A 25,104-nucleotide genomic window follows, 5' to 3' on the forward strand; every position below is an offset into this window, starting at 1 on the left:
GTCAGGCATCGGCAGCCAATGCGGCCCTCATTCCTACCAATTTATCCGATGAAAAAAGCCCTGCTGGCGCTGACGCTGGCCTTGGTCGTATGCGCTGCGCGGCCGGCAACTCCTACTTTCCGGGACGAACAATTGCAGCATCCGCGGGTGCGGGCGGCCTATGCGCGGCAGTGGCCGGCGCTGCGGCAGCTGCTCAGCCAGCACCACATCGAGCCGGGCCGGCTGGAGGTGTTTATCCGGGCGTTTAAGATAGGCCGGCGGGTGGAAGTGTGGGGCCGCAACCAGGGCGAGGCCGGGTTTCAGCCGCTGCGCACGTACCGCATTGCGGCCTGCTCGGGCGCACTGGGCCCCAAGCGGCAGGAGGGCGACGGGCAGGTGCCCGAGGGCGTGTACCACATCAACCGTTTCCACCCCAACAGCCTCTATCACCTCTCGCTGGGCCTCGACTACCCCAACGCCGCCGACCGCGCGCTGGGCAACCCGAAACCCGGCGGCGACATTTTCCTGCACGGCTCCAACGTCAGCATCGGCTGCCTGCCCCTCACCGATGCGCTGATTGAGGAATTGTACGTGCTGTTGGTAGAAGCTCGCACGGCCGGGCAGCTGGACATTCCGGTGCATATCTTCCCCTTCGAGCTGAATGAGGAAATGCTGGCCCGCTACCGGCAGCACCGGCACTACGCGTTTTGGCGGAGCCTGCAGCCAGTGTATGCGGAGTTTGAAGAAGGATTGAAAGCCGGATCTTTGGGGGATGCGTATTGAATTTCCAGGCGATGTTTCCAGGCGACGTTTCCCGCGGAGGCACCCAGAGGTTGGCGCAGAGGAGCGCAGAGCGTTGCCGCCCGCCGGAGTCCCAATTCATAATTCAACATTCAGAATTCATAATTCAAAAAAAGTGCGTGAGTCGGCGGTGATAGTGCCGGTATTTCGGGATGCGGCCGGGGAGTTGCGGGTGCTGCTGGTGCGCCGCGGCGAGCGGGGCGTGCATGGCGGGCAGCTGGCGTTTCCCGGTGGCAAGCGCGACCCTGAAGATGCCTCCTTGCTGGCCACGGCCCTGCGCGAAACGCGGGAGGAAGTGGGGCTGGGGCCGGAAAGCATTGCCGTACTGGCCGCGCTGCCCGTCATCGAAACATTCACCACGGGCTTCCGCATCACCCCGTTTCTGGCCCGCGTGGTGCCGCCGCCAACGTGGCAGGTTCAGCAGCCCGAAATTGTGGAAGTGCTGGAGGTGAGCCTGCGCCACCTCGCCGACCCGGCCACCCACGCGCAGGAAGAATGGCAGCTGCCCGAGTGGCCCCGGCCGGCGCTGGTGTCGTTCTGGCGGGTGGGGCCGCACCCGCTGTGGGGGGCCAGCTACCGGATTCTGCGGCCCCTGGTGCCCCGCCTGCTGGCAGGCGAGTGGGCGGTGTGAGCACACTGTAGTTATAGGCGCACACATCATTCTGGCACGAAATTGCGTTTGGAACGCGCACCCGGTGGTAGCTTGCCCCTTTCCCCACCGGCTTTCTTCGCTATGCAACGACTTTCTTTCTTCGGCGCTCTGCTCCTGGCCTGCTGCCTGCGGCCCGCCGCCGCCCAGGCCCAGGCTCCCGAACAATCCATCTGGTATTTTGGCGGCCAGGCCGGCCTGCGCTTCGAGGGCACCGCGGCCCCCACGCCCCTGCTCGATGGCAAGATGAGCACCTACGAAGGCTCGGCGGTGGCTACCAATAAGCAGGGCCAGCTCTTGTTTTATACTAACGGCGAGCTGGTGTACAACCGCAAGCACGAGGTGATGCTGAACGGCAAGGGGCTGATGGGCAGCAAATCAAGCGCCCAGAGCGCCCTCATCGTGCCCGACCCCGGCAGCGGCAACGTGTTCTATATCTTCACCACCGCGCCCCAGGGCACCAGCAACGGCATGCGCTACTCGGTGGTGGACATGACCCGCGAGGGTGGCTTCGGCGACGTGCCGCGGGCCAATATGCTGCTCATTACGCCGGTGGCGGAAAAGCTGGCCGCCGTAAAGCACAAAAACGGCCGCGACATCTGGGTTATCGGGCACCGCTGGAACTCCAACGCCTTCGTGGCCTACCTCGTGACGGCCGACGGCGTGGAAACCAAGCCCGTGCTCAGCAACGTGGGCAGCATGAACGCCGGTCCCGGCCGCAATGCCATCGGCACCATCAAATTCTCGCCCGACGGCCGCAAGCTGGCTACCTCCATCTGGCGTGAAAGCAACAAGTTCGAGGTATTCGACTTCGACGCGGCCACCGGCAAGGTCAGCAACCCGACATCCTTCGGCACTTATGAGGAAGCCTACGGCGTGGAGTTTTCACCCGACGGCACCAAGGTATATGGCACCTGCAACGGCAAAGGCGGCGGCCAGGCCGAAATCTGGCAGTTTGACCTGACCCCGAAAAAGCCCGCGGCCGTGAAAATCGGCACCTCCGCCAACCGCAAAATCGGCTCCCTGCAGCTCGGCAACGACGGCCGCATCTACGTAGCCCGCGAAGACAACCCGTTCCTGGGCGTTATCCAAAACCCCAACGCCGCCGGCCTGGCCTGCAAATACGTGGACGACGGCCTGAAGCTGGGCGGCCGCCGCAGCAAGCTGGGCCTTCCGATTTTCGCGCGGTAGTGCTTAGCCCCCGCACGCCTCACCTCAGGCCCCTCTCCCGAGGAGAGGGGAGCCTGATGGCGCTAACGGACAAAAGCCACCTGCTTCGCAGCAGGTGGCTTTTGTGTTCTGGAGTATCACTGCAAATACGCATTTGGGGCGGGGGCGTCGGCTCTCGCATAATTCGCGCCATTCGGCTCCCCTCTCCCTTAGGAGAGGGGCCGGGGGTGAGGCGTGCCTACTGCTCCTTCCCAAACTTAAACCGCAGAAAACCCGCCGCCACCGACAGGTACGGATTCTCCTTCGTCAGCAGGCCGGCCACGTCGCGGGTGCTGATGCCGGCTTCGTAGATGCTGCTGGTGAGCGTGAGGCCCAGCGGCACGCTCAGGCTGTAGCCCGCGCCGGTCGAGAGGCCGCTGCTGAGCCGCAGCCAGCGTATGGGCTTGTAATCGACGCCCAGGCCAACGAAGGGAGCAGGAATGTTGCCTGCTACTTTGTTCAGGGGTAGGGTCACGTCGAGGCCGGTTTCGAAGTATTCGCTGATGCGCAGGCCCGCGCCGGCCCGGAATTTGGCCGGCAGCGCGGCACGGCGCGTCTGGCTGGGCTGGTACTGAAACAGGCTGTCGGAGCCGGCCGAAAAAATCTGGGCGGCTTCCTGGAAAAAATCGTAGCTGCTGATGCCGGTGGAGCGCAGACGCTTGAGCTTCTGGTCGCTGGCCGTCACCAGGTTGCCTTCCCAGGTCATGTGGCCCAGATCGGTGACGGCCGCGCCCAGGCGCAGCTTTTTGCCGGCTTCCAGCGCCAGGCCCAGATCAAAGCCGTGGCCCTCGCCTACGGGCTGCAGGCCCCTGGCCCGCTGACGCAGGTTGAACGACGGATTGGTAGCCAGGCTGCCGTAGTCAATCTTGAACAGCGGCGACATGGAGCCGTAGGCCTCCACCTTGCCGCCGCTCACGCGCAGATCCACGATGCCCACGCCCTGAATGTAGCGGTAGCCGGCTCCAGCCGAAAGCTGCACCAGCGGCAGGTCGATGAGCCGGGTGCCGAGGGCCAGGTTGAACTCGTTCAGCCACGCCATCTGCAGCTCGGTGCCAGCCAGGGCTTCTGAGAGCAGCGGAGCGGTCTGGATGTTATAATTCTGAAAAATGGGCGCGTCTTTGCCCAGAAAGGCTATTTCAGCCGCGTTTTTATTCAGCCCTACGTGGCTTGAAATGCGCTGCCGGTTGCTGATGGCCACGCTGCCCACGCCCGGCACCGCCAACGACACGGCCAGCGAGGTAGCGTCCACGTTCAGGTTCAGGGCATTATTAGAAGTAAACTGGCGGGCCAGCACCTGCTTGTCGGCGAGGGTAAGCTTGTCGTTGGCCTGGTAGATGAACTTCCGCAGCTGCGTGCGCGTGAGCGACTGCGACCCCAGGCCCGCCCCAAACTCGCCGATGGTGAAGGCAAACCGCGCTCCGCCCACGCGCCCCAGATTGCCGGGATTGATGCCGATGGCCTGGTAGTCGGTGGCGAAGGTGGTGGAAACGCCGCCGCGGCCGGTGGCAGTGAAGTTGCTCAGCTCGTTTTGCGCCCAACCGAAGCCAGGCAAAGCCAGCAGGGCAGCGAGCAGGGAGCGTTTGAGAAGGCGGGGCATAGCGGGTAGTAGTGGAGGCAAGAGGCGAGGCGTAAAAGACAACGGTTTTTCAAATGTACTATTATGAGGTAGTTTGCACGGCCAATTTGCCCCCGCTCGCCGATTTATCTCGCTTTCTCCTCACCCCGCCCGCATGGCCCGCCGCTTTTCCGCTTCCGAGTATTCCGACGGCCTTCTGAGCGGCAACCGGGTGCGCCTGAGTCAGGCTATTACGCTGGTGGAAAGTACGTTGCCTGCTGACCAAGTACTGGCCCAGCATGTGCTGGATGCGGTGCTGCCCCACGCGGGCCGCTCGGTGCGCGTGGGCATCACGGGCGTGCCGGGCGTGGGCAAAAGCACCTTTATTGAGGCCCTGGGCCTGCATTTGGTGAATGAGCAAGGCAAAAAGCTGGCGGTGCTGGCCATCGACCCCAGCAGCCAGCGCGGCGGCGGCAGCATTCTGGGCGATAAAACCCGGATGAACCAATTGGCCGCGCACCCGCAGGCTTACATCCGCCCCTCCCCCGCCGGGGGCAGCCTGGGCGGCGTGACGCGCAGCACCCGCGAGGCCCTGATGCTGTGCGAAGCTGCCGGCTTCGACGTGATTTTTGTGGAAACCGTGGGCGTAGGCCAGAGCGAAACCGCCGTGCATGGCATGGTCGATTTTTTCCTATTGCTGATGCTGGCCGGGGCCGGCGACGAGCTACAGGGCATCAAGAAAGGCATCATGGAAATGGCCGATGCCGTGACCATCACCAAAGCCGACGGCGGCAACGAAACCGCCGCCAAGTTGGCCCGCCGAGAGTATCAGAATGCCCTGCACCTGTTTCCGCTGGCCCCCAGCGGCTGGAGCCCGCAGGTCACGGTCAGCTCGGCCCTCACGGGCGCGGGTGTGCCGGAAGTGTGGCAGGTGGTGGAGCAGTATGTACAGCAGACGCAGGCCAGCGGCTATTTCGGCCAGCGGCGGCAGGAGCAAAACCTGCACTGGCTCCGCGAAACCATCCGGCAGGGCCTGGAAGCGCAGTTTTATGCCCGCCCCGAAGTGGCCCGGCAGCTGGCCGCCGTGCAGCAGCAGGTGATGGCCGGGCGCAAGTCAGCCTTCGGGGCGGCAGCGGAGCTATTAGGGCTGTAGCGCGGAAATCCGTTCCGCGACGAGCGAAGCGAGTTCCGACGTAAGGCAGCCGACTATACTCGCTTTGCTCGTCGCGGAACGGATTTCCGCGTTACTACCCCCGTTTAGGCCGGATTGCCAGGTAATCGAGGAAATACAGGATTTTGATGCTCACGTTGTTGTTGTGCGGCGTGTTGATGGTGTTGTTCAGGTTTTCGAAGTAAAGCGGGGTGGCTTCGTTGGCCTGCAGGAAGTTGGTGCCGGCGTTTTTCCACACGATGCTCACCTGCGAGCCGGGCGCAAACCACCACGAATACACGGCATCGATGTTGAAAGCGTTGTAGGTGTTGGCGCGGTTGCGACGGTAGTCCACGGGCTCTTCGGTGCCGCCGGGGCGCAGCAGGGCAAAGTCCTGGTAGCGCACGGTGCTGGTATAGTGGCGCGTACGCACAGTCAGCGACATCCGGTTGGTGAACGTGTAGGCCGCCGACAGCACATTGCTCACCGTGACCACCTGCCGCCGGCCCAGCAGCACATCCTCACCCCGCAGCCGGATAACGGCCGTATCCAGCGGCTCGCGGCTGTTAAGACCGCCATTCACGAAGCCAATCTGATTCTGGCGCAGGCTCCAGTCGATGGAGTAGCGGAAGTTCAGCTTGTTGTTGACGCGGTAGCGCGGCGAGACGGAAAAATCGTAGCCCATGCGGCGCGGCCGCTCGGGTAGGCGCGCGTCGAGGGCGTAAGGCCGGATGCCGCCGTTCAGGTCCAGCGCCAGCTTTTTTCGGTAATCAGTGCTGATGTAGCCGCCCACGCCGAAGCTGCCCGGCACCAGCACGTAGTAGCGGCCCAGCGGCTCTTTGCGGGGCTCAAAATAGTCGCGGTTGCGCGGGTTGATATTCAGGTTGAGGCCCGTGCTCAGGAAGTTTTTAGTGAACGTCGTATTGAAGCCGCTGTAGAAGCTCACATTCTGAAAAATGGTGGGCTGGTAGAGCAGGTTGTGGTTCAGGCCAAAGTAGCTGTTGAACCGGTTTACCTTCCAGAAAGGCTTGAAGATGTTGTAGTTGCCATACACGCCCTGCGAGATGGAGTTGTTGCTGAACAGAATGCCCAGGTCGTTAGGGTCGTAGGTGTTGGACTCGATGCCGTGGAACGCGCCGTAGGTGAAATTGCCGCTGATTTTGCTCACGTCCAGGTTGTACTTGTAGCCGTCGCGGTTGTCGATCTGCGCTTCTGAGTTGAAGATGTTGCCGCGCCGCCGCGAGTAGTTGGCTTGCCCGCTGATGGCGTAGCGGTTTTTCTTGTCGGCGAAGCGGAACAGGCCGCCCGTCACGTTGGCATCGTAGGTGCGGCCAGCCCGCGTCACGTTGGTGTTAATGAGCGACACGTAGGAGTTGTTCTTCAGGCTCTGATCCAGCACCACGATGCTGTAGTTGCTGAACGGCTGCGTAAGCACCTCCCGCTCCGCCCCCGATTCGGTGTTGCGCACGGTGGCATACACATTGTTGCTCAGCGCATTGAACACCCCAACCCCCAGCCCCTTGCTGGTGCGGCCCGACACTTTAGTGGCATTCAGCAGGCGCGTTTCGGTGGGGTTGCGCACCAGCTTTTCCTTGTCGCCCACGGCCACGTCGTAGAAGCCGATGGGCGTAGCGCCCACCCGGCGCGAATAGAACAGGTTGCCTTTGGTAAACAGCTCGGTGCCTTCGGTGAAGAACTGCCGGTTCTCGTTGAATTGCACCTCAAAAGGCGACAGATTCAGCACTTGGTTGTCGCTCTGCACCTGCCCGAAATCGGGCACCAGCGTGGCATCCAGGGTGAAGCTCTCGTTGAGGCCCCATTTCACATCGGCCCCGCCGTTGAAGGAGGTGGTGGTGCGGCGCGTGCCTTCCGCGTTCAGCGGGTTATGATTCACGTAGCTGGAAACGTAGGGCGTGAGCGACAGGCGCAGCGGCGGCTTCACGTCGCGCACGCCCTGGAGCGTGCCCCACTGGTTCACAAACCCATCCACCTGGGGCCGCACCTCATTCCAGAAAAAGGCCTGATTCTCCTTTTTGCGCTGGCGCATGAAGTTCAGCCCCCACTGCTGCTCGGGTAGGCTGCTGAAACGAATGGCCGAGTACGGAATCCGGATTTCGGCCACCCAGTCATTGCCCCGAATGGCGGTGCGCGAATCCCAGACGGCGTTCCAGTTGAAATCCTCGCCACTAGCCGGCGAGTAGCGGGCATCCAGCTGCACGCCTCCTGTGGTCACGAAAAACCCGTATCCATTGAGTTTATCCTGATACGTATCGAGAAAGACCCCAATAAAGTCGGTGTTGCCGAACTCATCGCGCGGGGTCAGCTCGCGCAGTATTGAGTCGGGGCTCACGTCGTGCATCACCGCCCCAATGTAGAGGTTGGCATCGTCGTAGAGAATACGCACCTCGGTGGGGTGCTTCTCGTGCGGGCCGGGGTTGGGCCGGTTCTGAATGAAATCGGTAGCCAGGGCCGCCTCGCGCCACATCGGCTCGTCGAGCTGGGCATCGAGCTTGATGGGCTGAGTGATGCGCAGGGCGGTGAGCTGCCGCTTGGGCGCGGCCGTAGCGCCTTTGGTCGAATCAGGTCGGGCGGGGGCGTTCTGAGCACGGGCGGCAATGGCCAACAGGCAGAAAAAACAGAAGAATAGTACCCGTAAGCGCATAAAATATGATGAGGAAAACATGAGGCAGACAGTTAAACAGATGGCCTGAACCCGCGAATGGTTGCTCAGAACGGACTGACCAGTCAAAAAAAAGGCGGCCTGCTCTGCGCAAGCCGCCTTTCTGCTCTGGTTTTCACTCCGAGACGGAGATATTGATGTTGAAGCTCTTGTCGTTGGTGTGGTTAAGCAGCTCCCGGTATTTTTTCGCCACCTCATCCGGCTGTTTCTGCCCGTTCACGCTCATACTCGCCTGGTTAAGCTGCAATTGGTAGGATTGATCGTCTTTGCCGATCAGACCATCGCGGCGCAGCTGGGCCCCAATCTCATTCGAGTCGAGGGCGGGCTTGCGGGGCGCGGCCGGAGCCATAGGTGGCGTGGGTGGCGTGGGCGGTGTGGCAGGCGTGACGCGGGGAGCCCGCGGCGGGCGCGGCGGCCGCGGGCCGGAAATGGTGCTGGTGCTGCTGTCGGTATTGCGGGTCACGATGTAGCTGCTGCCTGGGGCCAGCTTGCGGCCGGACTGGTCCTGTAGCAGGCTCAGGTATTTGTCGCGCTTGGCGGCAGACTGGGTTTTGCCGTTCACTACCATGCTTTTGGCACTCAGGCTGAATTGGTAGTTATCGGGGTCCGCAATCAGGCCATCGGCCCGCAGCTCGCGCACCATGGCGGCTTCGGTCTGTTCGCGCTGCTCCTGCTGCCGGTCGCGCTGTTCCTGGGCGCGGTCACGCTGCTCCTGGGCCCGGTCGCGCTGTTCCTGCTGCCGGTCGCGTAGCTCCTGCGCCCGGTCGCGCTGCTCCTGTTCGCGCTCCAGCCGGCGCTCCAGCTGCTGATTGCGCAGCTCTTCGCGCTGCTCCTGCAGGCGGTCGAGCTGCTCATCGAGCTGTTCGCGCACTTTCTCATTCGTTTCATCCCGAATAGCATCGCGCAGATCGTGCTCGGCATCGCGCAGCGCTTCTTCCTGAAGCTTGTCGGTATCGATGATCTGCACGTGCTTGCCATTGCGGATTTCCACGCGCTTACCGTCGCGCGTCACCGAAGTTTTGCCCGCCGCCCGCTGGGCGTTGGCCCGCACCCGTTCGGTATCCAGGTTCAGATTCATCCGAAAGCCGGGAAAAGCCATGCGCAGCGCCTCTTTGTCCTTGAAGGTCATTCCGTAGGTTTCGGAGCCCTCCTTGAAGTTGAAGGCAAAATCGTCGCCGCGGCTGCTCCACCGGCGGTCGGCGCGGCCTGGCTCGGGCAGCCGAATGATTTCGGTGCTGCCGCCTTTCACCTTCTTGTTTTCAGCCTGCAGGTCGATGCGGCGGCCATCCACTACTATCTCCGTGGCCCGCCCCTTCTTGTCGCGCTTCACAATCACGGTCTGGCCGTCGTCGCGCCAGTCAGGGCGCTGCACCTGCTCATTGCGCATAATTACCACATGCCGGTCGCCGTCCTTGGTTTTGCGCTTGCTCTTTTTCTTGTCCTTGTCGCCATCGTCGTCCTGCGTGAGGCACAAAGCCGAATCCAGGGCCGGATCGAGGGCCGGCAGCGGCGGCAGCGTATCCTGGTGCATGGCGGTCAGGCTGTGCAGCCAGGCGGCATTGTCGGGCCCGGCTACCAGGCCGGCCAGCGCCTTGGCCTTATCGGCCCAGGGCCGCGGGCTGGCCATCGAGACGGCCGCCGTGAGGCCCAGCAGCACCAGGCCGCCCATCACCACCAGCGCCGCCATCACACCCTCCGAGAAGGTAGGAGCCGCGCGGCGCTGTACCAGCCGCCGGATGCGGCCCAGCAGCGAGCCATCAGGCCCCACCGCCGACAGCGCCAGCTGCGGTACCGGCATCACGTCGTGGCCCATTTCGGCCAGCGCGGCCAGGGCGCGGGCCAGCGTGAGCGGGTCGCCGCAGATGGCGGTAGCCTCGTCGTCGCAGCAGTTTTCGCGCTCCGTGCGCAGGCAGGCCGTGATAAACCAGGCCGCCGGGTGGTAGAAAAACAGAATCTCGGCCACCGACTGCAGAATGTTCATCAGGTAGTCGCGGCGGGCAATGTGGGCCAGCTCGTGGGCCAGAATGGCTTCCAGCTGCGCCGGCGCGAGGCCCAGCACCGTGCCCAGCGGCAGCAGAATCACAGGCTTCAGGTGGCCCGCCACCAGCGGCGCCTTCACCAGCGCCGACTCCAGCAGCGTAATGCTTTTTTTCAGCCCGGCCTTGGCGGCCAGCACCGCCAGCCGCTCACTCCAGTGGGCCGCCAGCGGCTGCACGCGGTAGTGGCGCAGGCGCTGCACATAAGCCAGCCCGCCCAGCAGGCGCAGCGTCATGGCCAGCAGCCCCAACAGCCACGCCGCCACAATCAGGGGCAGATTATGGTCGAAATAGGCCAGCCAGGCCGGCACGCCGGCCGCAGCTACGGCTTCAGCCGGGGCAGCGCTATGCTGCAGAAAATCAGTAGAAACCACCGTAGTGACTGCCGCATTAACCGGCGCGGTGCTCATGGCTACCGCGTCGGTAGTGTTCAGGGCAATGGCGTAGTGCCGTACAAACGTGGCCAGGGCCAGGCCCAGCATGGTAGCCAGCGCCACGCAGGCCACGTTGTAGCGCACCTGCGCCGAGTGGCGGCGCAACACCAGCAGCAGCCCCACCAGGGCCAGCCCCACTACCGCGCCCTGCCACAGCGAATGCACGATGGTCCAACCCAGAGCCCGCACCAGCGCGGGAGAAAGTGCGTTTTCAAGCCAGTTCATCGGTAGCGTCTTTTGTGGTGTCGACTTTCTGATTTTCCATGTCGTTGAGCAGCGTGCGGATCTGCTGCAGCTCTTCTTTCGAGGTGCGGCGGTTGCCGAGGGCCTGCATCACCAGCTTCATAGCCGAGCCCCCGAAGGCGGCCTCCACAAACCGGTCGAGCAGCACGCCCTGCGTTTCTTCCTCGCGCACGGCGGCGCGGTACACGTGGGTGCGGCTGTCGTCGTCGCGCAGCACGAGGCCTTTGTCGAGCATCAGCTGGAGCAGCTTCAGCGTGGTAGTGTAGCCGATGTCGCGCTTGCGGCTCAGCTCGTCGTTCACGGCGCGCACCGTGGCGGGGCCCTGTCGCCAGAGCACCTGCAGTATCTCCAGCTCCGATTCGGTGGGCTTGGGCAATGGGGACTTACTCATTTTCAAGGCTGTTTTTGGTACGACACATTTCGTACATCAAACATATACGAAACAAATCGTAGAGTCAAGGATTAGCTACGAATATTTTCGTATAAATTCTCCTAAAGCAAAAAACCAGCCCTATCCGACTGGTTTTCAAAAGACATAGCAATTTGCTTATGGTTGCAAACCGCGCTTGCGCTTCAGCGTGATGCGGGCCCGCCGGCAGATACCGCCCAACGGCGGATTGAACTTCGACACGCACACTTTCACCGAATGCACATGCGGAAACTCGGTCAGGATGCGGTCCAGCACGCGGTGGCCCAGGTGCTCCAGCAGCCGCGCCGGGGCTAGCATTTCCTCCGCCACCACGCGGTAGAGCACCTCGTAGTTCACCGTTTCCTGCAGCTTATCCGACGTGCCCGCCGCGTGCAGATCGGTGCTGATATACAGGTCGACGCCGTACTTATTCCCGATTTTCTGCTCCTCGTCGTAGTAGCCGTGAAACGCGAAAAACTCCATTCCTTCCAGTGCAATCTGCCCCATTCTGCTGATGTGTTGATTTTTTGATGTGCTAATGTGATTTTGATGTGCTGGTGGGGTGATGTGTTGATACAGATTGCGCCCTGCCAATCCACGGACTAGGCGCAGCGCGGCGGCTTTTTCAAAAGGCCTGCTTACCCTATCCCGAAAAGCCGCTTAAAAGAAAACCTGCCCCGAAAGGCAGGTTTGCTCACGTCTACAAAATCCGTGTAATCCGAAAAATTCGGACAAATCCGTGGTCTAAATTTCGTCGAAAAAAGACTTTTCCGCAGGGGCCGGGGCTGCAACCGGAGCAGCGGCGGCCATGCCGGGGTGCGTGGGCGGCGACGGCGGCATGATTTCGGGCTGGCCGGGGCCGACGGGCTGAATATCGGGGCGGGTGGGTTCAATGTGCGGCTCCACCGGGTTGGGCACCACGGCCGGCCCAGGCTGGCGCACCCGCTCCGGATCGGCAATGCCGGGGTTTTCGCGGGGCGCGGGCGTGGGGCGAATGTCGGGACCAGGATTATGCCGGTTGGGCTGCTCGCCGGGCTGGGGCTCGGGGTGGCGCTCAGGCTGCTCACCGGGCTGCGGCTCCGGGTGCGGATCGGGCTGCTGGCCGGGCTTGGGGTTGTAGCTGCCGGGCTGCGGGCCAATGGGCTGGCGCGGCTGCTCAGGAGCCGTATCGCCGATGGCGGCCGCCGATGCGCCGGCCACGGCCGCGGCGGAAGAAGTGGAAGCGGTGCTCACGAACATGGCAGAATCGTTTTCGGGTGAAGGATCGGGTCGATTCACCTTTACGCTGGCCGCTCGCGAAAGGATGGCCGCAATGGACGCTTTCGGCCGGGCTTTCACCTTCTCCACTTTGTCGAGCGAATCGGCGGCCAGGCGCTGCAGGTCGCGCACGAGGCCTTCGAGCTGGTTTTCGAGGCCCTGGCACTGCTGGCCCAGCCCATTCACCTCGGTCTGCATCTCGGCAATGGTTTTTTCGGCCTGCTTGTAGGCCTCATCTACCACCGAACGGGCCTTCTGCCGGGCATCCGACAAGAGCTGCTCGGCCTTGAGCTGGGCTTCGCGAATACGCAACTCTGACTCGCGCTGGGCCTGCTCGGTGATGCTGTTGCCGGTGTCTTCGGCCGTTTTGAGGGTGCGGTAGAGGCTGGTTTCCACCTCGCGCATCTTGCTCACCTCCTGGGTGGCATGGTCGAGCTTGAGGCGCAGCTCGCGGTTTTCGTCGCCCATTCGCTCCCACTGCTGCGAAAGCGTGACCAGAAAGGCTTCTACTTCTTCCTTGTTGAGCCCACGAAAGGCTTTTTCAAAGGTTTTCTGCCGAATATCGAGGGCGGTAATCTTCATTTCCAATGAGCAATGAGCAATGAACAATGAGCAAGTAACCGGGCCGGCAAACTTCCTTTTCGATCAACAATAACAAGCGATGCGCAAAACCAGCGGAGCGAAATTGCTCACTGCTCATTGCTCATTGATAATTGCCAAACGGCCAGGCTGCGGTCGTCGCTACACGAAACTACCCGATTATGCCGGCCCGACCAAAATAACTTGTTTACGGAGGTGCCGTGGCCGGCACTGCGGGCCTTGTCGGCCACGCGCAGCAGGCGAAACGTGTCGGCATCCCAGAGCTTGATGGATTTGTCCATGCTGCCCGTAGCCAGGTACTGCCCATCGGGGCTGAAAGCCAGGTGATTGATGGCAAACAAATGCGCCACAATGCTTTGGCGCTCCGTGTAGCCCGCTGCCACGTTCCACACGCGCAGGTGGGCATCGCGCCCGGCCGTGACGAGAAAGCGCCCGTCGGGCGAATAGGCGGCCGTAAAAACCGAGTTAATAGAGCCCGCCACGGTGTATTTCAGCGCCAGCGAATCGACATCCAGAATGCGAATCAGCGCGTCGCTGCCGCCGATGGCCAGCTCGTTGCGCCCGGCGTGCAGGGCCAGGCAGCGCAGGCTTTTCTCTGATAGCCGCAGCAGCTTTTCCACCCGAAAATCATCGTCGTGCAGCACGGCCAGCGTGCCGTTGCCGAGGGCCACGTACACGCGGCGACGGGCCGGCGAATGCACGATATCGAAGATGGCGGCCGGCGGCAGAGCGGTGGCGTGGAGCAGCTTTTTCGCGGCCAGCGAAATCACCTGCAGGCCCTGGTAGTTGTGCCCGATGAGCAGCAGGTCGCGCTCCGGCAGATGGCGCAGCGCATACACCGAGTTTTCGACCCGCGCCACCAGCTCGCCGTCGTGCGTGGGCTCTTCCACGTTCCAGGCCACCACGAAGCCATCGGAGCCGGCTGAGAAAACCGTGGGCTCGTCGGGGCTGCCGGCCAGCGCGTACACACAGTCGCGGTGGCCGGTGAGGGTGGCCAGTTTCTGAATCTGCGGGCGGAAAAGGCTGGGCATGAGAAGCAGGTTTGGGCGACGGCCGCACCCGGCCCAAGGCCGCCGCGGGGCCGAAAGTTACCGCCCAATTTGCGGCCGGCCCGAATCTGCGGGCCATTTGCTTGCTTTGCATGGCCGTCTCACCCCCTTTTTATTACCTGCTCATGCCGCTGCACACCCTTTTGCCGCTCGCGCCCGATGCGCTGCTGGGCCTCTGGCACCTCACGGAGCTACCCACCGACCTGCTGGCCCTGGTGCCGCAACGCGAGCAGTATGCCCCGCTGCAGCCCCCCGGCCGCGACGAAAACCGCACGCTGCAATGGCTGGCCGGCCGGGCGCTGGCCCACACAGTGCTCCGTGAGCTGACCCCCGCCCCCACCCTGCTCCGCAACGATGCCAACGGCTGCCCCTTCTTCGAGCAGCTGCCCGATTTCGCCGTGTCGTTGTCGCACTCGGGCGAGTGGGCGGCGGCTGTGGTGGCCCGGCGCGGGCGGGTTGGCACAGATGTTGAACTGATCCGGGCCAAAGCTCAAATGTTGGCTCCCAGGTTTCTATCGGAAACCGAGCGGGCCGATGCCGGCGCTGACGAAGCCAAAAACAGTCTCTACTGGAGTGCCAAGGAGACGCTTTATAAGCTGCACAGCCGCCGGGGCCTGGTGTTTAAGGAGCAAATTCAGCTCAATCCGTTTGGGCTGCGGGAGGCTGGTGTATTGACGGGACACCTGCTCACAGAAAACTTCCGCAGCCAACACCAGATTCATTACCAGCGCCTGGCCGCCGATTACGTACTTACGTACTGCTTCGAGCCCGACGCGCCTACCCATCTTCACTGATTTTCCCTCCCTGATGTCTTTTCGCCGAATCTCGATTATCGCCGCCGTAGCCCTGCTTTTCGGCACGCTGGCCGTGTCTACAGCCCGCGCCCAAAGCACTTCCGTTAGCGACTTTACGCTGAAAAACTCAGCCAATGCGGAGGTTTCGCTGCGCAGCTATGCTAAAAGCAAGGCTGTGGTGGTCGTATTCGTAAACCCGACTTGCGCCTTCTCCAAGCTCTACCAGAACCGCCTCAACGATCTAAAAGCCCGCTATGACGCCCGCGGCGTGGAGTTTTTGTTCATCAATGCCCCCATCAACCTGGAAGCCAGCGCCGACACGGAAGCGGAAAAGCTGAAGGTGAAAACTGTTGGCACCGAGTTGGCTTATCTTACCGATGAAGGCCAGAAAGCCAGCACCCTGCTGGGCGCTACCAAAACCCCCGAAGCCTTTCTGCTCACGCCCGCCGGCGACGGGTTCGCCGTGCGCTACAAAGGTGCCATCGACGATAATGCCCAGGTGGAGGGCTACGTAAAAGAGCATTTCCTGGCCCAGGCCCTCGACAACATTCTGGCCGGCAAGCCCGTCGGCGTAGCCGATAAGCGCGCCGCCGGCTGCCTGATTAAGAAGCCATAAACCTGTCATTGCGAGGAGGCACGACGAAGCAATCCGTCCTGGACAATGAGCCAAGCTTTGTAAACCGAAAAGCCCTGACGTATGCGTTACGTTAGGGCTTTGTATTGAAAAGAAGTTTTGCACATTTCAGAGGACAGATTGCTTCGTCCTTCGTCCTCGCAATGACAGGAGCTGATATCTACTCGCCGTCGTTTTCCTGGGGCTCGGTATCCTGGGCGGCGGCATCGTCGGTGAGGATGGCCAGCAGCTTGCCTACTTCGGCGGCTTTGGCGGGCTCCTGCATCTTCTCGAAGCTCATCATCAGGTTGCGCAGGGCGCGGCGCACGATGTCGAGGTGCGAGCAGGGCTCGTAGAAAATGTCGTTCGGCGACAGGTTCAGCTGGGCCACGTAGTGCTCAATGTCGGTGCGCGACAGGATCAGGCCACGGTTGTAACAGTTGATATAGAAGGGCAGCACGGCCAGATCTTGGGGCTGGTAGGTCAGCACGAACAGGTTGGGCAGGTTCACGCCGAAGATGGGCAGATTCAGCCGCTGGGCCACCAGTAAGTAAATCACGCAGAGTGTGAGCGGGTTGCCGCGTCGGGTTTCCAGCACCAGGTGCAGCATGGAGTTGGCCGGGGAGTGGAAGTTCTGGGTGTTGGCCGCGAACTTATGGGTGCGAAACAGCACGTAGTTCAGGGCCTGCACCTGGTCGGCGGGGTGCATGTCGGGGCGCAGCAGGGTCCAGACCTCAAAGCGCAGCTGCTCGATGGCCCGGCCCAGGGCCTGCAGGTCGGCATCGGGGTACTGGTAGGAGTTGAGCAGCCACATGCCTTCGAGCAGGTTTTCGCCGCCCGAGTCGCGCCACACGCGCAGGCGCTGCTGCAGGCCCTCAAACTGCAGGTTATGAATCAAATCTTCCAGCCGCTGCTGCTGCTGCGGGTCCAGGCTTTCCTCCCACGACTCCTCCAGAAATGGAATGATGCTCTCGCCCAACGACTGAATCTTGCCCTGAATCTGGGGTGCAATTTCCGGGTCGTCGAGCAGGGAAATAAGGGCTTTGATTTCTTTATTCGTCATTCAGCAGATGAAATGGCCCGGATGCTACCCGAGTACAAGGGCCAGAAAAACGCGAAACCGGGCGGTCCGGCCCGGCGCGGTGGCCCTTGTTCATCAACAGCATGGGGGCCCGATATTGTTCAGCGGCCCCGCTCCTGGGCAATTGGACGGCAATATCGGACAAGCCGGGGAATAAGTGAGGAGACGAAGCCCCGGCGGCCGGGCCCTTGCAGCGGTTTGCTCAAGGCATCCAATCTCCCGCTCACAAGTATTTGCTCACCGGCACTACTTTATACTCGGGGTCGTTGGCGAAGATGCGACTCAGCGTGGCGGCGTGGCGGCTGCCCATTACCACGAGCAGGCGTTTGCCCTGGTTGGCCTGCTGGGCCGTCACGATGTTGGAGTAGATCTTCGCCTCCCGCTCGTAGAACATCGACATGTACTCGGCCCCGATGTAGTAGGGGTCCGTCACGTTTTTGGCGGCATCCTCGGGCTTCAGGCCCACAAACGTGCCCTGCTTTACCCGGGCCGCGTTGACGAGCAGGCTACGATAGACCAGATCGAGCATGGCGGGGGAGTTCGTAAAGCCCAGAAACTCTCGGAGCGAGATTTGGCCCTGCTTGAAGCGGGTTTCGGCCTGCTTCCCTACGTTCGACAACAGTGCCCAGTCCTTGGTGAAGCCGTCGATGTTGGTGCCATTCTGCAGGATGCGGTTGGAAATCCCCTCGTAAGCATCCACGGCGTACACGCGGGGGTGCCCCAGCTGCTTGGCCAACCGGTAGCCGAACTGAAACTGCTCGGCCCGGCCGTAGGGTAGGCTTTCGAGCTGGAGTTTATCGGTGCGGTAGAGGGTGTAGAGGCTATCGGTGGTGGGCTGCTCCTGGGGCGTAACCTCAATCATGATCATGTCGGGCCGGAACTTGGCCAGCAGCCGGTTGATTTCGGCTATTTCCTGCTGCCGCGGGGCCGAAAACAGGTCGGCCTTCGGGGCGTCCTTGTAGAAGCCGCTCTGCCCAAAGTGGCTACTGCCCAGCAGCAGCACTTCCACCTGCGGGGTCGGCTTTGCGGCCTCCAGCGCTTTGACGAGGTCTTTGGTGCTTTGCCCGAAACCAGCCGGGAGGAGGGCGGCGAGCAGGCCCAGGGTCAGGAGTGCTTTTTTCATGTAATGGTAAAAGATAAGTGTACTAGTGGCCCATGGCGCGGCCCACACCAGCCATAGGAAGCGCAAAACCGGCCTGCCGTTGCCCGCGCCGCGGAATTTATCTGAATCAGCGTTTCCTTATTACCGGACGGTGCCGCCCTATTGCTTCGCGCCCAGCGCCTTGCGAAAGCACACGCTGTTGTACATGCCCGCATACTGCCCGTAGTTGGGAATGTAGGCGTAGCCGCTTTTCTCGTAGAGCCGGATGGCTTCGGGCTGCTTCCGGCCGGTTTCGAGCACGCAGGCCATGTAGCCTTCGTCGGCGGCCCACCGTTCCAGCTCGGCCAATACCTGCCCGGCAATGCCCTGCCCCCGCTGGGGGGGCTGCACAAACATGCGCTTCACCTCCGCCTCGGTGGCAGAAAATTCCCGGAAAGCCCCGCAGCCCACGGCCTCCCCGTTGCGGTAGGCCACCACCGCATGCTGCAGAATGGCCGCCTTGTTCAGCTGGGCATAGAAGGCGTGGTCGGCGCCATCACGCACGGCCAGGTCGTGGTCGAGCAGGGCCGCCAGGGCGCGGAAGTCGGGATTGTCGGAGGTGGTGCGGGTGAGGGTGAGCATGGGGCAAGAGAATTGAAAGCTCCCCAGTCGCTCGGCGCAGCCGAGTGACTGGGGAGCCCATTCCGGCCGGAAGAGCCCTCCCGGAATTTAGTTTAAGCACATCCCGGCTGGAAGTGCTCGGATGGAAATGTTTTCGGGCCCATTCCCACCGGAAGTGCTCCGATGTAATTGCTTTGTAAATATTTAAGTGGCCTTCTTATGCAGGAGAAGCATATTTTTCAGAAGCAACATGGACCACTATACCTATTCCATTAGCTCGTAACTGGCAGCGTCCAGACTCTGAAGTTTAAGCTCCGGCGGTGGGCATAGCCCCAGTGAAGCTAGGCTTGCGCTTTTCCAGGAAAGCCGTAGTGCCTTCCAGAAAGTCGGTGGTTTCGCAGCAGGTCACGAAGCCATCTACCTCGGTGGCGAAGCCGGCGGGATGGGTATAGAAGGCATCGACGGCCCGTAGCACCATGGCCACGGCTACCGGGGCCCGGGACAGAATCCGGTCAAGCAGCTCGTAACAACGCGGCAGCAGTTGCTCGACGGGCACCAGCATGTTGAGCAGACTGATGCGGTAAGCTTCCTCGGCCTTCACGAAGTCGCCGGTCATCATGATTTCCAAGGCCTTGCCTTTACCCACTATCTGGGCTAATCGCTGGGTGCCACCGTAGCCGGGGGTAATACCCAGGCTTACTTCCGGCAGGCCAAATACTGCTTTGTCGCTGCCCACGCGCAGGTGACAGGCCATGGCCAACTCACAGCCACCCCCCAGCGCAAAGCCGTTGACGGCGGCTACCACGGGCTTGCGGCTCTCCTCAATCAGGCGAAATACGGCTTGGCCCCGCTCTACAAACCCACGGCTATTGTGCGAGGTCAAAGTGGCAATTTCGACAATGTCGGCACCGGCTACGAAGGCCTTTTCGCCCGCGCCGGTCACCAGAATGGCCCGAATGTGCTCATTCTGGGCTGCCTCCTGAAAACATTGCTCCAGTTCCCGCAGGGTTTCGATGTTCAGAGCATTCATTTTCGTGGGCCGGTTGACTGAAACGGTCAGAATGCCGGACGCACTTATACTGGTCAGCAAATTTTCTGGCTTAGCCATATCCGAGACGCGCTTGTGAAGTGAATAACTATTTGCTCGAAGCCAGAAAGGCCAGTTCCAACTCCATGATCTTGTCGTTGCGCCGCTTGGCGAAGCGGGCTGGCACTCCGGTGTACACACCAAAGGCCTTACACGACTTACTCACCAACGACATAGACCCAATTGCGCTTCCCTCCCCGATTTCTACTCCGGGCAGAATCACAGTGCCGGCCCCGATTACCACATGCTTTCCGATGTGCACGGCCGCGTGCTTCACATTGGTAAAGTCAGCGGACACGGTGGGGCCCGTTAAGAAGTCACCCGAGAAGTCGTCGGAACTGGAATACACTGAAGTGCGGCCAGACAAGCCGGCGAAATCATCAATGATGATGGACGCATGCCCTATCAGCGACACATAGCAGGCAATGTGCACATGCCGCCCGAGAATGATACCGCCTGCACCCGCCGATATAATGCAGAAGTCATCAATCCGGCAGTTGTCGCCGATGGAGATATTCTGGGCACCGTACACGGCGGCTTTGTCCGATAGTAGCACGTTTTTGCCGAGCGACTTGAAACCGAGAGTTTGGAGCTGCTCCTGAGTGAGAAAGGCCATGTTCTAAATAAGGTTTAGGGTTGAAATCCAGCAAATTCCGGTGGGCAATGTTTTATACCTGAGTTACGCCCACAGTATACGGCTTTTCAACTGGCGCATACTTTGCGGCTTCAATGCTGATGACCTTACGGGTTTTCAGCGGGTCCATTATAGCATCGACTCATAGCCGTATTCGCAGCCCAACTGCTCAAAGTGTAGGGTCACCCGGCGCAGCCGAGTGATTGGAGAGCCCATTCCGGCCGGAAGAGCCCTCCCGGAATTTAGTTTAAGCACATCCCGGCTGGAAGTGCTCGGATGGAAATGTTTTCGGGCCCATTCCCACCGGAAGTGCTCCGATGTAATTGCTTTTGGACCCATTCCTACCGGAAGTGCTCGGATGTAAATGCTTTTGGACCCATTCCCACCGGAAGTGCTCCGATGTAAATGCTTTTAAGCACCATTCAGTCGCCAGAGGAACCTTACCCTTAGGCCTGGCATAGCGCCAGGAAAACTACAGCTTGGCCACAATGCCTGCGGCTCGCTGCCGCGGGTTCTACTTCCACGCCTGCCAGCCCCAGCGGGGCGAAACATAGGTAGTTTCAGGCAGAGTTGATAACTACAAAGCCCCAGCGAGGCGGCACCGTCGTTGAGCGAGTGGTGTCGCCCCGCCGGGGCTTTGGCCGTTTCCGAGTCGCTGGGTTGCTACCGATATGCCGCCCCGCTGGGGCTACCGCTGAAACGGCGACAGGCCCCGGGCAATTTTATCAGCATTCACGAACTCCCAGCACCCCAGCAGGGTGGGCAGCAGGGCGTAGACGGCCGTGGTTTTGCCCGCGCCGTTGCAGCCGGCCAGGAGGTCACTCCTTTGTTTCTATCACTTGCCAAGCACTCATTTCACGCTTCTTTACTACATGAATTTCAAATTGTTTGTATTCCTTGCTGCCCTTAGCAACCAAGTTTAATACACCTTCGCCCTGCTCGCCTTCCGAGTTACTTGTAGTGTTTACTTCGCCTTCTGAAAGAAGTATTACACCAGACACAGGGCCTATTTCATTTCTAATTCGCTCATTATTTTTCAAATAAGTTGAAGCAGTTTCAAAAGAGTCACTAAAAATAAAAGCGCCAAAAACAATAAGTTTTATGGCCAGAACAAACACTAACCCAAATGCGGCCACCTTTTCAACAACAGCAGGTTGTTTTAGGCTACTCTTTGCATCAATTCGATTCAGCAAAAGACCAATAGCCCCAAGCAATAGCAGATACCAGCCGATAACTCCGCTTTCCCAGAAGAAATAGATTTTGGCAGCACGACATATATAGTCGTACACTAGAAGTGTCCCCCCTGCTATCAGTAGCGATTTAGTGGTCGTACTAATCTGGGGTAGTAGCTCGTTTTGCTGCTTGATGCTCATTGTATCTGATTTGACCTCTTCACACCTGAATCACCCCCACATTATACGCCTTTTCAATCGGCGCATGGTTAGCGGCTTCAATGCCCATGCTAACCACCTTGCGGGTTTCCAGCGGGTCAATAATAGCATCTACCCACAGTCGGGCCGCCGCATAGTACGGGGAGAGTTGCTCCTCGTAGCGGGCCTTGATGCGGTCCAGCAGCTCCTTTTCGGCTTCGGGGGTGATGGTTTCGCCCTTGGACTTTAGGGCCGCCACCTGAATCTGGAGCAGCGTGTTGGCGGCGGCGGCGCCGCTCATCACGGCCAGCTGGGCGGTGGGCCAGGCCACGATCAGGCGCGGGTCGTAGGCTTTGCCGCACATGGCGTAGTTGCCGGCCCCGTAGCTGTTGCCGATGATGACGGTGAACTTAGGCACCACCGAGTTGGCCATGGCATTCACCATCTTCGCGCCGTCCTTAATGATGCCACCGTGCTCACTCTGCGAGCCTACCATGAAGCCCGACACGTCGTGCAGAAACACCAGCGGGATGCGCTTCTGGTTGCAATTCATGATGAAGCGCGCGGCCTTGTCGGCCGAGTCGGAGTAGATGACGCCGCCCATCTGCATGCCGGTTTTCTTACTCTTCACGATTTTGCGCTGGTTGGCCACGATGCCCACGGCCCAGCCATCGATGCGCGCCAAGCCGCAGATTAGCGTCTGGCCATACAGGTCCTTGTAGGGCTCAAACTCCGAGTTATCGACCAGCCGGCTGATGATGTCCATCATGTCGTAGGGCTTGGCGCGGTCGTTGGGCAGCAGGCCGTAGATTTCCTTCGGCTCCAGCGCGGGCGCGGCGGCGGCGGCGCGGTTGAAGCCGGCACGGGGCAGCTCGCCCATCTTGTCGAAGATGTTGCGGATGTGGTCGAGGCACTCCTCGTCGTCCTTGAACTTGTAGTCCGTGACGCCCGAAATCTCGGAGTGGGTGCTGGCCCCGCCCAGGGTTTCGTTGTCGATGCTCTCGCCGATGGCCGACTTCACCAGGTAAGACCCGGCCAGAAACACCGAGCCGTTGCCGTCCACGATCATGGCCTCATCGCTCATGATGGGCAGGTACGCGCCCCCGGCCACGCACGGCCCCATGATGGCGGCCAGCTGCACGATGCCCAGGCTGCTCATCACCGCGTTGTTGCGGAACATGCGGCCGAAGTGCTCCTTGTCGGGAAAAATCTCGTCCTGCATGGGCAGAAACACGCCCGCCGAATCGACCAGATAGATAATCGGCAGCTTGTTTTCGATGCTGATTTCCTGAGCTCGCAGGTTCTTTTTGGCCGTAATCGGGAACCAAGCCCCGGCCTTCACTGTGGCGTCGTTGGCTACCACCACGCACTGCCGGCCCTTCACGTAGCCCATCATCACCACTACGCCGCCGCTGGGGCAGCCGCCCTCCTCCTGGTACATTCCCTCGCCGGCAAACGCGGCCACCTCAAACCGCTCGGAGCCCTGGTCGAGCAGGTAGTCGATCCGCTCCCGGGCCGTGAGCTTGCCCTTGGCCTTGTGGGCGGCAATGCGCTTTTCGCCGCCCCCGAGGGCCACGCGCTGCAGCTTCTGGCGCAGCTGGAAAGTGAGTTGTTTAAGAAGATCTTCGTTCTTGTTGAATTCGAGGTCCATGCGGGTGGGAAGGGAAGATGTGAGATAGTGAGATGGTGAGATAGTGAGTTTGATGTTCATACTGCGCCGTTTGCGCAACCAGAACATCAAACTCACTATCTCACCATCTCACTATCTCACCGTGCGTGCATAAAAAAATCCGCCCGGGGGCGGATTTCAAAGGTAAGCGGTTTCCGGGTTTTGGGCGCAATAGGCTGTTATTGGGGAGTTGGCACGCCGGGGGCGGGGGTCACGGTTTTCTGCTCCACCTTCACCTCGCCGTCGGGCTTCTTGGTGGTTTCGGTCTTGCTCTTAGCTTTGCCGCCGCCGAACACCGAGAAGTGCACGTAGTTCTTCGGGTTGGCCTGCAGGTCTTTTATCAGGGCGTTGGAGCTGGCGGCGGTGGCGTTGAGGTTGTTGTAGAGCGTGGTGTCGTTGATGAGCTTGCCGAGCGAGCCTTTCTGGTCAGTCAGGGCCTTATTCACGCCGGTCATGGCGGACTGGGCTTCGGTCATGGTGGCGTTCAGCTTGCGCATAGCCGGGCCGACGGGCGCATTCTTGAGCGAGTCGCTGAGTACGGCGAAGTTGCCGGCAATGCGGTCAAACTTCTTGCTGGTCACGTTCAGCTCTTTGGTGAGCTTGGCCATGTTGGTCGTAATCTCATTGATGTTGCGCTGATTCATAATCAGCAGATTTTTCAGCGCTTCCGTGCTGCCCTGGGCGTTCAGCAGCGTGGCCTGCAGGCTCACGCGGGCATCTTTGCTCAGAAAGCTGTTCACCTTAATCAGGGTCGAGTCGACGGTGCCGAGCACGGGCAGGGCGCGGGCCTGGAAGGCATCGGTGATGCTGGCCACGGTGTAGGATTTCAGCTCCTCGCCACCTTCATACGTCTTGGAATTCTTGCCCAGAAACAGCGTAATAGTCTTGCTGCCCAGCAAGGAGCCCGACAGGCTGGCCACGGTAGAATCGCCGACGGTAACGCCTTTCTGTAGCTCCAGAGCCACTTTCACGCGGTTGCGCTCTTCGGGCAGCAGTTCCATCTGCTTCACCTGTCCTACCTTGATACCGTTGAGAATCACCGGGTTGCCGATGGTGAGGCCGTCCACGTTGTCGTACTTGGCATAATACGTCCGGTCCGACGACAGCAGGTTGCTGCCTTTCAGGAAGTTGAAACCAACATACAGGGCCGCCAGCGCGACGATGCCCAAAAGGGCCACTTTGATTTCTTTTGACACGTTGGGTCAGCTGATAAATGAGGTGATGGGCCAACGAAAAGGGACCAGCAAAGGCGTACGCACCCTTTAGTCCCCGTTCATAGCTTCCAATTCGTTCTTATAGTCCCGGAAGGCCCGGTAGATTCCTGCTGCCATATACGACTGCCCGGACTTATCGTTCAGATACCGCTCCTCGGCCCGGTTGGTCAGAAAACCGGACTCAATCAGCACCGAGGGCATCGTCGATTTCCAAAGCACCAGGAAGCCCGCCTGCTTCACCCCGCGCGAGCTGCGGCCTACGGTGGTGCGGAACTGCTTGTCCACCTTCTGGGCAAAGCGGATGCTGTTCACGACGTGGGCGCTCTGGTAGAGCGAGAACAGAATATGGCTCTGCGGCGAGGTGGGGTCGAAGCCGTTGTATTGCTCCTTGTAGTTGTCTTCCTGCAGAATAACGGCGTTTTCGCGCTTGGCCACGCTCAGGTTCGCGTCGGTCTTGTGTGGCCCCATCGTCCAGACTTCGGTGCCGAAAGCGGCCGGGGCGCTGGCGTTGCAGTGCACCGAGATGAACAGGTCGGCGGCGTGCTTGTTGGCAATGCCGGCGCGGTCGGCCAGCTCCACAAATACGTCGGTTTTGCGGGTGTAGATTACCTTCACCTCGGGCATATTTTCCTCAATCTGCCGGCCCAGCTCCAGAATTATTTTCAGGGCCACATCGGCCTCACGGGCCTTCACACCCGCGCAGCCGCGGTCCTTGCCACCGTGGCCGGCGTCGAGCACTACGGTGCGCAAATGGTATTTTCGGGGGGGCAGCCCCGGCGTGCCGGGCGCCACGGCCCGCGTGGGAGCCGAGAGAAAAAGCAGGCCCGCAGCGCAAAGAGCGACAATATTCCGCACAGAGTTCGTTAGTTGGGGGAGCTACCCATTATCT

Annotated in this window: 21 protein-coding genes and 1 pseudogene; 6 read left to right on the plus strand and 16 right to left on the minus strand. The window is 60.9% G+C overall.

The features are described from left to right. The first annotated feature begins 48 nt into the window (after positions 1–48). The 3 genes from BUB62_RS03790 (at position 49) to BUB62_RS03800 (ending at position 2,620) form a co-directional block, all read left to right on the plus strand. Positions 49–762 carry a L,D-transpeptidase family protein gene (locus BUB62_RS03790; RefSeq protein ID WP_143164015.1) on the plus strand — a complete coding sequence of 238 codons (714 nt, stop codon included), beginning with the start codon at positions 49–51 and terminating at the stop codon, positions 760–762. A 133-nt stretch (positions 763–895) separates the two neighbouring features. Next, positions 896–1,411: an NUDIX hydrolase gene (locus tag BUB62_RS03795; protein ID WP_159437400.1), complete on the plus strand. Its 516-nt coding sequence runs from the start codon at positions 896–898 to the stop codon at positions 1,409–1,411. Between the two features lie 102 nt (positions 1,412–1,513). Further along, a complete protein-coding gene (locus BUB62_RS03800) occupies positions 1,514–2,620 on the plus strand; it encodes a TolB family protein (RefSeq protein ID WP_073106405.1) in 1,107 nt (368 codons plus the stop codon). Positions 2,621–2,837: 217 nt separating this feature from the next. On the opposite strand, the gene BUB62_RS03805 is transcribed toward BUB62_RS03800, so the two are convergent. Next, positions 2,838–4,235 carry a DUF5723 family protein gene (locus BUB62_RS03805; protein ID WP_073106407.1) on the minus strand — a complete coding sequence of 466 codons (1,398 nt, stop codon included), beginning with the start codon at positions 4,233–4,235 and terminating at the stop codon, positions 2,838–2,840. A gap of 133 nt (positions 4,236–4,368) precedes the next feature. Here BUB62_RS03805 and meaB point away from each other — a divergent pair, with 133 nt between their 5' ends. After that, entirely contained in the window at positions 4,369–5,346 is a 978-nt protein-coding gene (gene meaB, locus BUB62_RS03810) for a methylmalonyl Co-A mutase-associated GTPase MeaB (RefSeq protein ID WP_073106409.1), read from the plus strand. Between the two features lie 94 nt (positions 5,347–5,440). Here meaB and BUB62_RS03815 read toward each other — a convergent pair whose 3' ends face one another. The 6 genes from BUB62_RS03815 to BUB62_RS03840 form a co-directional block, all read right to left on the minus strand. Next, positions 5,441–7,966, minus strand: a complete 2,526-nt coding sequence (locus tag BUB62_RS03815; protein ID WP_159437401.1) for a DUF5916 domain-containing protein — start codon at positions 7,964–7,966, stop codon at positions 5,441–5,443. Positions 7,967–8,138: 172 nt separating this feature from the next. Beyond that, on the minus strand, positions 8,139–10,718 hold the full coding sequence (locus BUB62_RS03820) for a M56 family metallopeptidase (RefSeq protein WP_084538808.1): 2,580 nt from the start codon (positions 10,716–10,718) through the stop codon (positions 8,139–8,141). After that, on the minus strand, positions 10,705–11,127 hold the full coding sequence (locus BUB62_RS03825; protein WP_073107280.1) for a BlaI/MecI/CopY family transcriptional regulator: 423 nt from the start codon (positions 11,125–11,127) through the stop codon (positions 10,705–10,707). The genes BUB62_RS03820 and BUB62_RS03825 overlap by 14 nt, the downstream gene beginning before the upstream one ends. A 156-nt stretch (positions 11,128–11,283) precedes the next feature. Continuing rightward, positions 11,284–11,652, minus strand: a complete 369-nt coding sequence (gene folB / locus BUB62_RS03830; RefSeq protein WP_073106416.1) for a dihydroneopterin aldolase — start codon at positions 11,650–11,652, stop codon at positions 11,284–11,286. Between the two features lie 237 nt (positions 11,653–11,889). Continuing rightward, a complete protein-coding gene (locus tag BUB62_RS03835) occupies positions 11,890–12,984 on the minus strand; it encodes a DivIVA domain-containing protein (protein WP_073106417.1) in 1,095 nt (364 codons plus the stop codon). Between the two features lie 107 nt (positions 12,985–13,091). Continuing rightward, positions 13,092–14,033: a WD40 repeat domain-containing protein gene (locus tag BUB62_RS03840; protein ID WP_073106419.1), complete on the minus strand. Its 942-nt coding sequence runs from the start codon at positions 14,031–14,033 to the stop codon at positions 13,092–13,094. Positions 14,034–14,143: 110 nt separating this feature from the next. Here BUB62_RS03840 and BUB62_RS03845 point away from each other — a divergent pair, with 110 nt between their 5' ends. Together BUB62_RS03845 and BUB62_RS03850 are read left to right on the plus strand one after the other, a co-directional pair. After that, the gene (locus tag BUB62_RS03845; protein ID WP_143164016.1) at positions 14,144–14,845 is read left to right on the plus strand and encodes a 4'-phosphopantetheinyl transferase superfamily protein; all 702 of its coding nucleotides are present in this window, start codon (positions 14,144–14,146) and stop codon (positions 14,843–14,845) included. Positions 14,846–14,858: 13 nt separating this feature from the next. After that, positions 14,859–15,461 (plus strand): redoxin domain-containing protein, encoded by a 603-nt coding sequence (locus tag BUB62_RS03850; protein ID WP_073106421.1) that lies wholly within the window; start codon positions 14,859–14,861, stop codon positions 15,459–15,461. Positions 15,462–15,639: 178 nt separating this feature from the next. Here BUB62_RS03850 and BUB62_RS03855 read toward each other — a convergent pair whose 3' ends face one another. The 9 genes and pseudogenes from BUB62_RS03855 to BUB62_RS03900 all read right to left on the minus strand — a co-directional run bounded on the left by BUB62_RS03855 (position 15,640) and on the right by BUB62_RS03900 (position 25,070). Continuing rightward, complete coding sequence (locus BUB62_RS03855) at positions 15,640–16,521, minus strand: transglutaminase-like domain-containing protein (protein ID WP_073106424.1); 882 nt, start codon at positions 16,519–16,521, stop codon at positions 15,640–15,642. 241 nt (positions 16,522–16,762) lie between these two features. Next, positions 16,763–17,662, minus strand: coding sequence for a DUF5694 domain-containing protein (locus tag BUB62_RS03860; protein ID WP_084538810.1), 900 nt, complete (start codon positions 17,660–17,662; stop codon positions 16,763–16,765). 138 nt (positions 17,663–17,800) lie between these two features. Next, positions 17,801–18,262: a GNAT family N-acetyltransferase gene (locus BUB62_RS03865; RefSeq protein WP_073106426.1), complete on the minus strand. Its 462-nt coding sequence runs from the start codon at positions 18,260–18,262 to the stop codon at positions 17,801–17,803. A 286-nt stretch (positions 18,263–18,548) separates the two neighbouring features. Further along, the gene (locus BUB62_RS03870; RefSeq protein ID WP_073106429.1) at positions 18,549–19,349 is read right to left on the minus strand and encodes an enoyl-CoA hydratase/isomerase family protein; all 801 of its coding nucleotides are present in this window, start codon (positions 19,347–19,349) and stop codon (positions 18,549–18,551) included. A gap of 28 nt (positions 19,350–19,377) precedes the next feature. Continuing rightward, a complete protein-coding gene (locus tag BUB62_RS03875; RefSeq protein ID WP_073106430.1) occupies positions 19,378–19,944 on the minus strand; it encodes an acyltransferase in 567 nt (188 codons plus the stop codon). 836 nt (positions 19,945–20,780) lie between these two features. Then, on the minus strand, positions 20,781–21,335 hold the full coding sequence (locus BUB62_RS03885) for a hypothetical protein (RefSeq protein ID WP_073106433.1): 555 nt from the start codon (positions 21,333–21,335) through the stop codon (positions 20,781–20,783). A gap of 19 nt (positions 21,336–21,354) precedes the next feature. After that, the gene (locus BUB62_RS03890; RefSeq protein ID WP_073106434.1) at positions 21,355–22,983 is read right to left on the minus strand and encodes an acyl-CoA carboxylase subunit beta; all 1,629 of its coding nucleotides are present in this window, start codon (positions 22,981–22,983) and stop codon (positions 21,355–21,357) included. Positions 22,984–23,933: 950 nt separating this feature from the next. Further along, positions 23,934–24,197: pseudogene (locus BUB62_RS19770) on the minus strand (MlaD family protein); the annotation flags it as partial. Positions 24,198–24,263: 66 nt separating this feature from the next. Continuing rightward, positions 24,264–25,070, minus strand: a complete 807-nt coding sequence (locus tag BUB62_RS03900) for an N-acetylmuramoyl-L-alanine amidase family protein (protein ID WP_394333415.1) — start codon at positions 25,068–25,070, stop codon at positions 24,264–24,266. Positions 25,071–25,104 lie beyond the last annotated feature (34 nt).

The organism is Hymenobacter daecheongensis DSM 21074, assembly GCF_900141805.1.
In the GTDB taxonomy this organism is placed as follows: domain Bacteria; phylum Bacteroidota; class Bacteroidia; order Cytophagales; family Hymenobacteraceae; genus Hymenobacter; species Hymenobacter daecheongensis.